Annotated in this window: 11 protein-coding genes; 4 read left to right on the top strand and 7 right to left on the bottom strand. The window is 40.4% G+C overall.

Going from position 1 to position 13,950, the window contains the following annotated elements:
• Positions 1-24: 24 nt before the first annotated feature.
• A complete protein-coding gene (locus B5X76_RS08450; RefSeq protein ID WP_079642699.1) occupies positions 25-1,260 on the bottom strand; it encodes a pyridoxal phosphate-dependent decarboxylase family protein in 1,236 nt (411 codons plus the stop codon).
• A gap of 418 nt (positions 1,261-1,678) precedes the next feature.
• Here B5X76_RS08450 and B5X76_RS08455 point away from each other — a divergent pair, with 418 nt between their 5' ends.
• Positions 1,679-2,944: an MFS transporter gene (locus B5X76_RS08455; protein WP_245801011.1), complete on the top strand. Its 1,266-nt coding sequence runs from the start codon at positions 1,679-1,681 to the stop codon at positions 2,942-2,944.
• Positions 2,945-3,028: 84 nt separating this feature from the next.
• On the opposite strand, the gene B5X76_RS08460 is transcribed toward B5X76_RS08455, so the two are convergent.
• Positions 3,029-3,457, bottom strand: coding sequence for a cold-shock protein (locus tag B5X76_RS08460; RefSeq protein ID WP_205600311.1), 429 nt, complete (start codon positions 3,455-3,457; stop codon positions 3,029-3,031).
• Positions 3,458-3,700: 243 nt separating this feature from the next.
• On the opposite strand from B5X76_RS08460, the gene B5X76_RS08465 reads away from it, so the two are divergent.
• Complete coding sequence (locus tag B5X76_RS08465) at positions 3,701-4,918, top strand: exo-beta-N-acetylmuramidase NamZ family protein (RefSeq protein WP_079642670.1); 1,218 nt, start codon at positions 3,701-3,703, stop codon at positions 4,916-4,918.
• Between the two features lie 46 nt (positions 4,919-4,964).
• Positions 4,965-6,266, top strand: a complete 1,302-nt coding sequence (locus tag B5X76_RS08470; protein WP_079642671.1) for a cryptochrome/photolyase family protein — start codon at positions 4,965-4,967, stop codon at positions 6,264-6,266.
• A gap of 166 nt (positions 6,267-6,432) precedes the next feature.
• Here B5X76_RS08470 and B5X76_RS08475 read toward each other — a convergent pair whose 3' ends face one another.
• From B5X76_RS08475 to B5X76_RS08485, 3 genes are all read right to left on the bottom strand, one after another.
• Positions 6,433-8,091 carry a sodium/sugar symporter gene (locus B5X76_RS08475; protein WP_079642672.1) on the bottom strand — a complete coding sequence of 553 codons (1,659 nt, stop codon included), beginning with the start codon at positions 8,089-8,091 and terminating at the stop codon, positions 6,433-6,435.
• A gap of 68 nt (positions 8,092-8,159) precedes the next feature.
• Positions 8,160-9,323, bottom strand: coding sequence for a galactokinase (gene galK / locus B5X76_RS08480; protein ID WP_079642673.1), 1,164 nt, complete (start codon positions 9,321-9,323; stop codon positions 8,160-8,162).
• A gap of 6 nt (positions 9,324-9,329) precedes the next feature.
• Positions 9,330-10,385, bottom strand: coding sequence for a UDP-glucose--hexose-1-phosphate uridylyltransferase (locus tag B5X76_RS08485; protein ID WP_079642674.1), 1,056 nt, complete (start codon positions 10,383-10,385; stop codon positions 9,330-9,332).
• A gap of 176 nt (positions 10,386-10,561) precedes the next feature.
• On the opposite strand from B5X76_RS08485, the gene B5X76_RS08490 reads away from it, so the two are divergent.
• The gene (locus tag B5X76_RS08490) at positions 10,562-11,860 is read left to right on the top strand and encodes a DUF389 domain-containing protein (protein WP_079642675.1); all 1,299 of its coding nucleotides are present in this window, start codon (positions 10,562-10,564) and stop codon (positions 11,858-11,860) included.
• Between the two features lie 64 nt (positions 11,861-11,924).
• On the opposite strand, the gene nhaA is transcribed toward B5X76_RS08490, so the two are convergent.
• Together nhaA and rclC are read right to left on the bottom strand one after the other, a co-directional pair.
• Positions 11,925-13,109 (bottom strand): Na+/H+ antiporter NhaA, encoded by a 1,185-nt coding sequence (gene nhaA / locus B5X76_RS08495; RefSeq protein ID WP_079642676.1) that lies wholly within the window; start codon positions 13,107-13,109, stop codon positions 11,925-11,927.
• Between the two features lie 256 nt (positions 13,110-13,365).
• Positions 13,366-13,941 carry a reactive chlorine resistance membrane protein RclC gene (rclC, locus tag B5X76_RS08500; RefSeq protein ID WP_079642677.1) on the bottom strand — a complete coding sequence of 192 codons (576 nt, stop codon included), beginning with the start codon at positions 13,939-13,941 and terminating at the stop codon, positions 13,366-13,368.
• Positions 13,942-13,950 lie beyond the last annotated feature (9 nt).

A 13,950-nucleotide genomic window follows, 5' to 3' on the forward strand; every position in this document is an offset into this window, starting at 1 on the left:
TAAGTTAGCGGGGGAATGCCCCCGCTAACTTAACTGTTGGGATAATCTTTCGATAAATTGTTTTAAGACGTCGATCTGTACGTGGTCCATGACTACAATTTTGTACCATTGTGAAGCATTCCCGTGCGAATCTGGTACCAAACCAAATTCGGTAACTAACGTGAAAGGAATATCGGAGGCACGTATGGTAATGATGTTCATCTGTGGATTTCTGTAATAGCGTACACCCAGCTTGTCTAGATCTGTACAGCATACGGTAGTTCGGTACAATAAGGTGTTCAACTTTTCTAACCATCCGTGTGGGCCGTAGGTTTGTAATATCATCCATACCGCTATGGCATTGGCACCGGATCTGCTGCCGCTGAGGGTGATATCCATACCGTTAACGTATTTGGCTTCGGCAGTGAGTACATAGTTGATCAGTCCTTTCCTAGATAAGAACACACCGGTTCCATAAGGGGCCTGGAGCATTTTGTGTGCATCTAAGGTGACAGAAGATACATGTGGGTTATTGAATCCTATATTATTCTCTGATTGTACTATTGGGTATATAAAACCTCCAAAAGCTGCATCCATGTGAATTTTGAATACAAGGTCGTATTTGGTCAGGACGGTTGCATAACTATCTGGATCGTCTACACTACCAAACATGGTCGTGCCAACGTTGGAAATTACGATAACGTATTTCTTTCCAGACTGCTGAGCCTGTGCTACCAAACGATCCAACTCGGCTTCAATAATTTCCCGGGTGTCCATTTGAACTGGGATAGAAAGAAAATCGATCTGAAGCAGATTCGAAGCTTTATGAACGGAATAATGGGTGTCCTCGGAAGCGATCAGCAGGATCTCGTCGAGACGGGCTCCGTACTCTTGCATGAAAAAGTTTCTATACATCCAACAGGCCTGAATATTGGCTTCTGTACCACCTGTTGCGATGTAACCATCACAGCTGCCTTCTGTTGCTTTTAATATGTCCTCACTCAATATTTTTATGACCTCTCGTTCGATTTCTTGGGTGCCCGCAAAATAAGGCTCCGACTCGCCAAGTGTGTGACAACCGATATGATTGGGATTTTGTACGATTGATTGTAGGAATGGCGCTTCTTTGAGAAAGCTAGCCTGGTCGTAAAATACCTGACTGTCCAATTTGGAACCAGGTACTCCTAGCGTTATAATCTTTTGATAGTCTATGTTTTTTGAAAGCGCATCTGCGATATGTTGGCGCTGTTCGTCAAAATTTATTTTTTTCCAGTATTTCATCTTGCTGTTTAGTTCTATAGTTACGGACTGTATGTAAAAATACACCATCGAGCACCTTAAGGGGTGTTGAAAAATCCTTAGCCTAACAAAAGTAAAGTATCTTGAGCGATTTGTGTTCGATCAGCATATACTTCCGAATATTTTGTAGAATTCTAGTGCCTTTTGGGGATTGTTCTGATATTATTTCGGTACATCTATTCGTTGTCTTACGTTTTTTAGTACATCTTACTTTTTTTTGAAAAGAAGATGTTTGGTAATTTAAGTGAAAGTGATGTTGTCGATAAGCGCTTTACTTTATAGTAGTGACATGTTATTAAAGTTTTGTTATAAAATAGTATAATGAGGATCCTGTACAAATATTTTTGTACTTTTGGGCAGATAGGGATAAAATGTCGGATTATTAATTAAAAACAGTCAGGTGAAAATACTACGCGCGTATACGGATTCCTTTAAGGGATTATCTCAAGAGGCTTGGATGCTTTCGATTGTGATGTTGATCAATCGTACCGGTTCTATGGTTATTCCTTTTTTGGGGGTGTATATGGCAGACCACCTGAAGTTTGACATCACGCACACGGGTATTGTACTTAGCTTTTACGGTGTAGGTTCGGTAATCGGATCTTGGTTAGGTGGTTTTTTTACGGATCGATTTGGCGAGTATAGGGTGCAAAGTTTAAGCTTATTCCTCAGCGCACCTTTATTTGTGTTGATTCCATTTTTTCCTACGGTAGAGGGTATGGCCTGTATTATATTGGTGCAGAGCATTATCAGCGAGACATTTCGGCCTGCAAATTCTGTAGCTATTACAAAGTACGCTAAGCCCCAGAATCTGACACGGGCATTTTCATTGAATCGAATGGCGGTGAATCTTGGCTTTTCTATCGGACCTGCATTGGGGGGGATTCTTTCGGCTATTTCTTATGAGTTTTTATTTTCTATAAATACGGCTGGTGCTCTGATCGCGGGGATTGTCTATGTAAAGTTCTTTCGGAAAAGGCATAAACTGTATCAGGCCAAGGTACAAGAACGGGAGAAATATAGGGATGAACTAAACATGCAGTCTAAAGTGAAAAGCAAATCGCCTTATCGTGATATGCCGTTTCTTATATTTTGCTTTTTCTGTACGATATTCTCGATTTGTTTTTTTCAGTTTTTCAATACTATTCCAATATTTTACAAGGAGGTTGCCAAGATGGATCAGGCTACGATAGGCTACGTGCTGGGATATAGTGGCTTTATAATAGTTTTGTTAGAGATGTTGGTGGTTAATTTTGCTGATAAATATCTGACGATTGCTAAAACTATTCTTTATGGAGCCCTGTTGTGTGCGATTGCATATTCCATCTTAGCATTAAACCATCATATTTCTATATTATTACTGTCTATCACTTTGTTGAGTGTTAGTGAGATATTGGTGCTGCCGTTTATGTCGACAATTACCGCGTTGCGATCTGGAAAGGAAAGCCAAGGTGCTTACATGGGGTTGAATGGGATGAGTTTTTCGTTCTCTTTTATTATTACCCCCTTATTGGGGACGCAAATAGTGCATCAATTGGGGTTTGATACATTGTGGTTGGGAACCGGAAGTATATTGGCTCTGTCGGCGATAGCTTTGTATTTTGTAATACGATGGATGCTACCGAAAGATAAGTATACACAAGCCGAAGGCTTAGGGGGCCATTAGGTCATCTGCCCAGACTATTCACAAAAAAGGTTGCTCTTGATAATTGAGCAACCTTTATGATGTATCGATGAACTATAAACAAAATTACATCAGTTCTACTTCCGAAATCTGATTGCCTTGTTTGGTTCTTGTGTATTTGTACTTTACTTTTTGATTTAGCGTCAATACCATCCCCGCTAGTTTGTCGTTAAAGTATACTGTCTCGCGGCTCTCGTTGTCCCTGATGAAACCATAATTTCCAGTTTCGTTGTAATAGGAAACTTTACCGTAAAGGAATTCGTCTTCATTATCAACAGGACGTTGCAAATCTTCTTCCTTAAACTTATAAACCTGTGTAGGAGGTGTATCCGAGATGTTTCCGAATTCGTCAACGTAAGCAAACATTTCTTCCAATGATTTTCCTTTGTTATTATTGGATTTGTTTACCTCACGTCTTTCTTGCTTTTCTTTTTTCTTCTGTTGTTGTTTCTTCGCGCGTTCTTTTTTGTTGAATGTAAGTTGACTTTTAGCCATTAAATAGAATTAAAGATTATTATATAAATAAAAATGAAAGGTGTATGTCTTAAATTAGCGGACTTGGCTCAAGGATAAGAAATAGGGGCCTTTGTGATATTGGAACAAAGATACGAATTTTATTTGATAAAAACCAACAGACCGACACCTAACAGCTAAAGCTAACTGCTGGTAATAAGGCATCTAATTGTAGATAAGGGATTTTTTTTTTAGGTTTAAGGAACAAATTAAATCAAGATTGCGATGAATTTTAAAATAGTATTTTTCTTTAGTCTATTTTTCTGGACTATATGGGGATTAAAGGCGCAAACGTCTTTGGATTATTGTAACGACCGGATTCGGACTGGGGCTGAGCGGACAGAAAGCTATGTTCCTTATTTGAAAGGCAAGCGTGTCGCTATTTTGGGAAATCTTTCTACCGTTATTAAAAAGCAGCACCTGGTCGATAGTCTATTGAAGGTAGGAGTGAAGATCGTTAAGATATTCGGACCAGAACATGGTTTTAGAGGTAATGCGAGTAATGGTACAGAGGTGAGTGATGAGGTGGATGTAAAGACGGGAATACCGATTATTTCGTTGTATGGCAGTAAAAGGAAGCCTTCTGCTGCAGATCTTGCCGATATCGATGTTTTTATATTTGATGTTCAGGATATGGGGGTACGTTTTTATACGAATATCAATACGCTACGCGATATCATGGAAGCCTGTGCAGAGCAGGGTAAAGAATTGTTGATCCTGGATCGGCCTAACCCGAACGCGTATCTGATCGATGGACCTATCCTGGATATGAAGCACAGGTCGGGCATAGGTCAATTTCCGGTGCCCATAGCCCACGGTATGACGATAGCGGAGTTTGCACAGATGATAAATGGGGAGGGCTGGATGTCAACTGCGAAGAAGTGCAAATTAAAGATTATTCCTGTGGAAGGATATGCGCACCATATGTTGTATAAATTGCCCGTGAGTCCTTCGCCTAATCTAAATACAGAACAAAGTATTCTTTTGTATCCGAGTACCTGTCTGTTTGAAGGTGTTAAAGTGAATCATGGCAGAGGTACTGATTATCCATTTACAGTTATTGGCAGCCCTGCTTACAAAGGTATATATAGCTTTTCTTTTACGCCGGTGAGCAAGAAAGGCATGAGTGAGAGACCGCTGTTTATGAATGAAAAGTGTTATGGGTTGGATTTACGCGGATATGACCTTCATAGCTTGGTAAAGGGTAAAAAGCTTAATTTAGCATGGATTATGGAGTTGTATGAAAAATCGCCTGAAAAGGATAAATTCTTTGACCAAAGTTTTTCAGATCAGATCGGTCGTTTTGAAAACTTGTCGGGCGTAGATGATTTACGTCTACAGATTGAGAGAGGTATTAGTGAGAAAGAGATACGCGCCAGCTGGGCAGATGGATTGGCCAAGTATAAGCTGATGCGTAAAAAGTATACAATTTATGAAGATTAAGGAGTTAACAGACAAAGATAATATGGGTATTAAACCTAAGGAGTGAATGCAGGAGAAAGTGAATTTATTTTGGTTTCGTAGAGACCTGAGGTTGGAGGATAATCATGGTTTATGCAGGGCCTTGAATGAGGGGGGAGAGGTGGTCCCCATCTTTATTTTTGATCGTGATATATTATCTAAATTGCCGACTGCCGAGGACCGGAGGGTGGATTATATTCATCAAGCCTTATGCTCGCTACAGGAGCAGTTAAGGATATTAGGTACGGATATTTATGTATATATAGGAAAGCCTCTTGATATTTTTAAGGAGTTGACACAGCTGTTTAACATAGATAAGGTGTACTGCAATAAAGATTATGAACCCGATGCCGTTGGAAGAGATATTGAAGTTGGAGCTTGGTTGAAAAATGAGGGGATAGGATTTAATTCCTACAAAGATCAGGTGATCTTTGAGGAATTTGATGTCTTAAAAAAGGATGGAACACCCTATACGGTGTATACTCCATACAGTCGGATATGGAAAACTAAATTGTCTGCGCGTGATTTGATTCCATTTGAAATAGCTGCTGGTGGGTTTAAAAGTCTTCCTTTTAAAGATGTACCTACACTGGCGAATATTGGTTTTCAAAAGACGGACATTCATTATGTGAAGCCTAAATTGGAAGGGCAAGATATCAAAGATTACGATAGGGATCGGGATTTTCCGGGATTGGATGCCACTACCAAAATTGGAATTGCCTTGCGATTTGGAACTATCTCCATTCGTGAATGTGTGGCAATGGCTGAGCGTTGGAATGCAGTATGGCTGAATGAACTGATTTGGCGCGAGTTTTTTATGCAGATTATCTTTCACTATCCGCAGTCGCAACGTCAATGTTTTAAATCGGCATACGAGTCGATACCATGGCGCAATGAGGAGTCGGAATTCGAACGGTGGTGTAAAGGAGAGACGGGGTATGCGCTGGTTGATGCTGGTATGATCGAACTGAATGAGACAGGATTTATGCATAATAGGGTGCGGATGGTGGTCGCTAGCTTCTTGACCAAGCATCTTTTGATTGATTGGCGTTGGGGGGAAGCTTATTTTGCAGGAAAGCTATTGGATTACGATTGTAGTGCAAATGTAGGGAATTGGCAATGGGCGGCGGGATGTGGTTGTGATGCGGCTCCGTATTTTCGGGTATTCAATCCGGATGAACAGCTTAGAAAGTTTGATAAGGACTTAAGTTACGTAAGACGTTGGAATCCTGATTTTGAATCAAAGTCAATGAATCGTATTGTCGAACATGTTTTTGCGAGAGAACGGGCATTGCGTACCTATAAAGAAGCTTTACAAAATAGGGGGTAAACCGTGAAAATAGGGGCATAAAAAAAGGTTTTCAAACGGGGAGAATGAAAACCTTTATAACCAATTATAAACCTAAATTATGATACCACAAAGATAGTGTATCTTTTACACAAATGCAAATTTATTTTTATTTATGTGTTAAGCGAGCTCTGGTAAGCATGTGATGTTACCAGAATAACGTATATAAAGCTGCTGTAATGCCTAATACCAATAATGCACCGACGGCAAACGAACGGTCGAGTTTGAACATCTTTATATCTATTTCAAGCCCCTTTGGTATCACTCCTTTTTTGTTTTCATATATACTTATTAGATACATTCCTATTAAACAGGTAATAAATACGATAGCAACTCTATCTATAAACGGTATTTCATAGATCCCGTTGACCGGAACAGCAAATCCGGCGGACGCTAAGAAGGACAGGTCTACCATTTTGGGTAAAAATTTAAGAAGCAAAGAAAATAGAAAACCTCCGATCGTCGCAAACAAAGCCGCGTTGGAGGTTGTGCGCTTCCAGAAGAAACCCAATAAGAACATGGCGAAAATCCCGGGAGACACAAATCCGGTGTATTCTTGTATATATTGAAAGCCTCCCTTTTTGTCTATTCCTAAGTGTGGGGCTATTATTACGGCTAATAGCATAGAGACTACAATTGTTATCTTACCGATGTTGACTAGTTTTTTTTCTGAAGCCTCTTTATGAAAGAGGTTTTTGTAGATGTCTAGTGTGAATATAGTGGCAATACTATTTGCTTTTCCTGCTAAAGAAGCGACGACGGCGGCGGTCAATGCTGCAAAGGACAAGCCTTTAAGTCCTGTAGGGAGAAGATTCAGGAGTACAGGGTAGGCCCGATCCGGATTAAGCTCTCCACCGCTGGTCATTTCTTGTTGAAAGAGTCCTTCTTTATAGAGTACGTAAGCAGCAATGCCTGGCAAAACAACGATAATAGGCATTAAAAGTTTTAAAAAGGCCGCAAATAGAAGCCCATTCCGTGCAGTCGAAAGGTCTGCTCCTAAGGCCCGTTGGGTAATATATTGATTACAGCCCCAATAGCTTAAATTGATCACCCACATACCTCCGATCAGGACACTTAGTCCGGGTAGATCTATGTAATTGGGATTATCGGGGTGTAATATCATATGGAAATGTTCTGAGGCATGGGTCGTGACATGCCGGTAACCGTCCAAAATGCCAGCGCCCCCGAAGTGGCTGGATACTAAATCTAAGGCCAAATAGGTGGTGGCCAGTCCGCCAAAGATTAGAAAGAATACTTGTATAACATCGGTATACCCGATTACTTTCATACCGCCTAGGGTGATGAATATCGCAAATATGGCTAGCCCATACATGCATAGATTAAAGTCTAATTCTGAAATACTGGATACCGCAAGAGCGCCAAGAAAAAGTATGGAGGTGAGATTGACAACGATATAGAGTAATAACCAAAAGACCGCCATAATTAAAGCAACGGTCCCATTGTACCGTTGATGGAGAAATTGTGGCATGGTAAAGATCTTATTTTTTAGATAGACTGGAAGAAAAAATACCGCTACAACTAATAGAGTAACAGCGGCCATCCACTCGTAGGTGGCTATAGCTAACCCTATTTTGAAACCAGAGCCACTCATACCTATAAATTGTTCGGCGGAGATATTAGAAGCGATCAGGGAGGCACCGATAGCCCACCACGTCAAAGAACCTTCTGCTAAAAAATAGTCTTTGGAACCTTCGATAGCAGATTTTTTCTTGAAGTAGATATATATTCCATAACCTGCCACGATAATGAAATACACTAAAAAAACGATATAATCTTGAATAGCCATTGTGGGTTTATATAAAGGTTGTCTGGTTAGATTGTTCTGAATGGAAATATACGTATTACTTTTTGATTTTAATATTCTAATAGTGAGGTCCCGTTGCTTAGTTTTACTTGTATTGGCGAAGGGGACTTTCCAAATCGATCGAAGTAAGCGGTGGTTATTTTATCGATTAGTGCTGTTGAACTACCTTTTTTGATAATGTTGATGGTACAGCCTCCAAAACCACCGCCCATCATACGGGCGCCTGCTACTTCGGGAAGCCCTTGTACAAAGTGCACCAAAAAGTCCAACTCGGCACAACTGACTTCATAATCCTTACTCAAGGCCCAGTGTGCTTCATAAAGAAGCCTGCCAAACTGCGTGATGTCTTTACGTTGAATAGCGTCGCTGGCTTGCTGTACTCGTAGGTTTTCTTGGATAACGAATCTACATTTTATAAAGATATCCTCGGATAGAGGACGAACTATGTCGTCCAACTGCTGTAGATTGATATCGCGTAGGGTGTTTACTTCAGGATACTTTTCTTTTACCCATGCGACGCCTTGCTCACAGGCTTCTCTACGTTTGTTGTATGCTGAGGAGGCGAGATTGTGCTTCACATTGCTATTGAGAAGGAGAATTTCATATTCAGGCCATTGTAATTCAAAATAACGGTATGATAGGTCTTTACAGTCTAGGACAAAAGCTTGGTTTTCTTTGCCCATAACAGAGGCAAATTGATCCATAATACCGCAATTGACCCCTATGTATCTATGCTCGGTCTGCTGTCCTATTTGTGCTATTTCTAAACGCGATAATCCCAGTTGAAAAAGTGCATTGATTCCAAAACCTGTAGCACAGGTTAGCGCGGCCGACGAGGACAGGCCTGCCCCAAGAGGGATGTCTCCGTCTAGAAAGAGGTTGATACCCGATTTTATACTTTTTTTGCCGTTTATTAGTTGTACGACCCCCAATATATACTTGGCCCATTCAGGTGCTGTCTCCGAGGTCTCAGGAAGCAGTGTAGTTTTAAAGTAAGTATTGTAGGCGGCTGAGAAGATATGAATTTCATTGTCTTCTCTTGCTGATAATGCGACATAAATGTATCTGTCTATTGCAGCTGGAAAAACAAAGCCTTCATTGTAATCGGTATGTTCGCCGATAAGATTGATACGTCCCGGTGAACTGGCGATGCAGGTAGGGGCGACTTGAAAGTGCTGAACAAACTGTTGGTTAAGGTATGCTGTGTTGTACATGGTTTATTATCGGGTGCTTTTGTAGTGTATGGTTGACTGGTTACGTAATATCTCGGCAGCAGACTCTGGTGTAATATCGCGTTGAGGATTGGCCAACATTTCGTAACCAACCATGAATTTTTTGATATTTGCAGATCGCAACAATGGTGGGTAAAAATGCATATGCCAGTGCCAACCGGTGTATGCTCCGCTATTGACCGGAGACTGGTGCATACCTGCAGAATAAGGAAATGAGGTCTGAAAAATATTATCGTAACGTATGGTCAGCTCTTGAAGGATTTTGGCTAGGTCATTTTTTTCTTCTATTGTAAATTGACCGATGTGTTGTATATGTCTCTTGCTGATAATCAATGTCTCATAAGGCCAGGATGCCCAAAATGGAACTACTGCTGCAAAATGAAGGCCTTCGATGACTATCCGTGTTTGTTCTCTTAACTCGAGTTCAAGATAATCTGAAAGAAGGGATTTCTTGTATTGCTGGTAGAATTTTTCAAGACGATAGGTTTCTTTTTCAATTTCAGTCGGTATCGACTGCTGTGCCCATATCTGGCCATGCGGGTGTGGATTGCTACATCCCATGATAGCCCCTTTATTCTCAAATATCTGTATGTATTTGATCCATTCTATCTGCTGTAGACTTATAAATTCGCTTTGCCAAAGATCAACCACTGCCGTTATTTTGTCTAGTTCCATTTCGGGTAATGTTAAATCATGCCGGGGACTAAAAACAATAACCTTGCAAATACCTCTTTCATGAGTAGCTTGTAATAAGTGCTTTGTGTCTGCTGGTTCTACAATGGGCTCGTCAATAGTATTATCTAACAGTGCCGAAAAATCATTGATAAATACATAGGTGTCTTTATAATCTGGATTGTTGTCTCCTCCGGCTCTCGAGTTATTGGGGCATAAGTAACAGTTAGGGTCGTGTGGAGGCATGGCGTCGACAATAATGTCTTCGATTTGTCCCTGCCAAGGGCGTTTATTTCTTTGAGGAGATACCAATACTTTTTCACCTGTTAATATATTGGTGCGTAAATGTGGGCTATCTAAGTTTAAGTTCATTTTATTACAACATGGCTAATGAATAGGAAGATTCCTTTTGCAGATTACAAAATACGAATATGTGTGCTGAAAACATAATGCTTTTGTAATATCTGGGCTGTCTTTGTTGTTTTTCAGAATATACATATATTCGTTTACAATTCTATAATATGGTGGGATTGATAAATATGTGATTTATGAATAAAATCTATGATTTTTTTAATTTACACCAAGGAGAGGATTCTAAAGAGAAAGTCCTGGAGAATGTGTTGTCTAATATATCTTTTCGGGGGGCTAACCTGTGGATTCTTGCCTGTGCTATTGTAGTTGCATCGGTCGGACTTAATGTGAACTCGACAGCTGTTATCATTGGGGCTATGCTAATATCGCCATTGATGGGACCTATTGTAGGTGCGGGATTTGCACTAGGTACGTACGATTTTGAGTTGTTGAAAAAGTCCTTAAAAAATCTGGCCATCGCTACATTGGTGAGTCTTTTGGTATCTTTTTTATATTTTGTATTGAGCCCGTTTAAAGATGCGCAATCTGAACTTTTGGCCCGTACCTCACCGAATATTTATGACGTATTGATTGCCTTTTTTGGTGGCTTGGTAGGCGTTATTGCTATTACGAGGGTGGAGAAAGGAAACCCCATTCCGGGAGTTGCTATTGCGACAGCATTGATGCCGCCATTATGTACAGCAGGTTATGGGTTGGCAATAGGTAATATCAGTTACTTTGCAGGTGCCCTATACCTGTACACGATAAATTGTTTTTTTATCTGTATTTCAACATTTCTGATTGTAAAGCTATTGAAGTATCCTAAAGTGAAATTTGTTGATGAGGAACGGGAAAAGCGGATAACACGAATCATATCTTTATTAATACTGGTTATGTTGGTGCCAAGTTCTTATTTGGCTTATGCGCTGTTGCAAGAAAAAAAATACGTTCAAAATGCAGACCGGTTTATCAAAAGTGAATTAATCGATAAAGGGTATACGTTGATTTATGAAAAGATAAGTTTTAACAGCCGTCCGAAGAAAATTGAATTGGCTTTTTTGGATAAACGCTTTACAAACCAGGAGTTGATCCTACTGAACGATAGGCTGGAAGCCTATCAGATAGGAGATACAGAGTTGCGGATCAGACAGGATAGTACCGATCTGAAACAGGATATCCTGAAAGAAATAAATAGGCAGTCGTATAATGTTTCTGAAAAAGACCTCACCATTCAGAATTTAAGGAAGCAATTGGCTAGTTATACCTTTGACGATAAGCAGCTGATTCAAGAGATCAATATCTTGTTTCCGGATCTAGCTCCGTTTTCTATCGGAAAGCAGTTGGTCGTGGTGAATGTAGATAGCAGCTATCATGAAGATGTACTGCTGTATGGTGCTAAGAAAGATTTGGGAGCAGAGTCCGTAAAAACTTTGGAGAACTGGTTGCGGACGAAACTCAATTCGGATAAGGTACGGGTGAGTAAAGCCGAAATGTAATGTTGATGTATGATACAGCGCGATCTGTCGAATTACGTTGTCGATAGATCGCGCTGTATTTAATTTATTTCAGACTTTTATTCGAAGAGGCTTTGCCCGAAATCAAGGTCAGATAACCGATAACCCCGGCCAATAAAGACGTTATTAAAATGGAAAGCTTGGCTTCAGAAACATGTAATGGGTCACCAAAAGAAAGGATGGCTATAAATATGGACATGGTGAAGCCAATACCGGCTAAGAGACCTACTCCCAAAATGTGACGCCAGGTGCTACATTCTGGTAGACTACTTAATTTTAGTTTTGTACATAGATAAGAAGTTAACAGGATACCTACTGGTTTGCCCAATAATAGTCCCAAGGAGATACCTAATCCCAGTGAAGATGTTAGTCCAGCCAGCATTTCGCTTTCTAGCGTGATATTTGTATTGGCAAAGGCGAACAGTGGGATGATGAGGAAGTTGACCGGCTTGGTCAACGCATGCTCAAGACGCTCTAAAGGGGACTCTGTATCTGTATCGTTGGTAGGGATAGTCATGGCTACCAATACACCAGCAATCGTAGCGTGTATGCCCGAATGGTGGACAAAATACCAAATAAATATTCCTGGTATAAGATATAGATAAGGATTGAGCACGTTCATTCTATTCATGATGATCAGAACCATGAGGCCAATAGCTGCATACAATAGGTAGGTTGTCTCGATGCCTGAGGAATAGAAAAATGCAATGACGAGGATGGCTATTAAATCGTCAACAATAGCTAGAGCAGCTAGAAATATCTTTAAACTGCTTGGAATACGGTTGCCCAATAGATTGATCACAGCTAACGCAAAAGCGATATCTGTCGCCATTGGAATTCCCCAGCCTGATGCGGTCTCTTGTCCGGCATTGAGGCCCAGGTATATGATGGCTGGTACTACGGCTCCGCCTATGGCACATAAAATAGGTAAAGATGCTTTTTGAGGAGATGACAATTCTCCTTCTACAATCTCCCGTTTGATCTCTAAGCCAACTAGAAGGAAGAAAATAGCCATTAAACCGTCGTTGATCCAGAGAAGGATAGGGTAGCGGAGATGAACACTTTCGTTCTCAAATCCGATAGGATGATCAAGAATATTTTGCAATGGAACGGCAAAATCGGTGTTTGCTAAAATCATGGAGATAATAACACAGATAAATAGAATAATCCCGCCTGCATTACTTGATTGAAAAAAGTCTTTAAAGACATTTAAATTGATAAGTTTTGTCATCGCTTACGATAAAGTTAAAATATGAACCCTTTGGAGGCTTTTAAATTATGTTTGGCAATGGCGTATTTTTATTCACGTATCTGATCTACACTTTTTAAAATAGCCGTTGAAAGCTTAGCCGGAGAATGTACTTTTCCTTTCAAGCCTTGCTAAAATAGGGAAAACAGAAGGTGCTGCCTTGAATTATTGCATAGATTATATCTATTGCAATTGTAATTAGTTATTTGGTTTTTTGTGTTTTGTGGGTTTAAAAAGTTTAACTGCAGCTTTTGAGGAGACGCTGTGCCGAATCGGATGCTACCACTAGACCAGCTGCGAGCATGATGATATCTTTTAGTACCAATCTACCTGCACCCGATAGGTAGGGAAATCCGTAGTGGGGAGTAGCGAAGTCGCCCCCGAGATTGGGAACGTACACTTCGGGGGTGGTAACAAGAAAGGATAAGGTGACTAAGGACATGCCAAAAGTCAGTATTCCGCCTATCAACCCCAGCTTTGCAGACCATATTCCTGCTAAGGTGAGAAGGCCGATGACAACAATGACCGAGCCGAGTGCATACGAAAATGCATAGGTCCCGTTTGTCTGATGCCAATCTATGTTCTTCTGAACAGTTTTGCCTTCTGGGTTTTTATAGGTTTGATATTCCGGGGCTGATTTTTGATAGAAGAAGCTCATAAATGGACTGTTGGCGACAAAGGGTACAATACCGTCGGCTTCATATTGGAAAGCTTTTAACCCGCCTATCCAAGCCATTACAATAAAGATGCTGATACGCATTAAATGTATGAAGTTGGATTGTGATTTTGCTAGAAACTCTAAGGTGTATCGCATAGCTGTCGT

It is taken from the genome of Sphingobacterium nematocida, assembly GCF_900168125.1.
Lineage (GTDB): Bacteria > Bacteroidota > Bacteroidia > Sphingobacteriales > Sphingobacteriaceae > Sphingobacterium > Sphingobacterium nematocida.

Excerpts from the sequence above, each read along its gene's own strand:
- B5X76_RS08490 (WP_079642675.1), top strand. The coding sequence starts at position 10,562 with ATGAATAAAATCTATGATTTTTTTAATTTACACCAAGGAGAGGATTCT.
- B5X76_RS08460 (WP_205600311.1), bottom strand. The coding sequence starts at position 3,457 with ATGGCTAAAAGTCAACTTACATTCAACAAAAAAGAACGCGCGAAGAAA.
- B5X76_RS08450 (WP_079642699.1), bottom strand. The coding sequence starts at position 1,260 with ATGAAATACTGGAAAAAAATAAATTTTGACGAACAGCGCCAACATATC.
- B5X76_RS08465 (WP_079642670.1), top strand. The coding sequence starts at position 3,701 with ATGAATTTTAAAATAGTATTTTTCTTTAGTCTATTTTTCTGGACTATA.
- B5X76_RS08475 (WP_079642672.1), bottom strand. The coding sequence starts at position 8,091 with ATGGCTATTCAAGATTATATCGTTTTTTTAGTGTATTTCATTATCGTG.
- B5X76_RS08485 (WP_079642674.1), bottom strand. The coding sequence starts at position 10,385 with ATGAACTTAAACTTAGATAGCCCACATTTACGCACCAATATATTAACA.
- rclC (WP_079642677.1), bottom strand. The coding sequence starts at position 13,941 with ATGCGATACACCTTAGAGTTTCTAGCAAAATCACAATCCAACTTCATA.
- B5X76_RS08470 (WP_079642671.1), top strand. The coding sequence starts at position 4,965 with ATGCAGGAGAAAGTGAATTTATTTTGGTTTCGTAGAGACCTGAGGTTG.
- galK (WP_079642673.1), bottom strand. The coding sequence starts at position 9,323 with ATGTACAACACAGCATACCTTAACCAACAGTTTGTTCAGCACTTTCAA.
- nhaA (WP_079642676.1), bottom strand. The coding sequence starts at position 13,109 with ATGACAAAACTTATCAATTTAAATGTCTTTAAAGACTTTTTTCAATCA.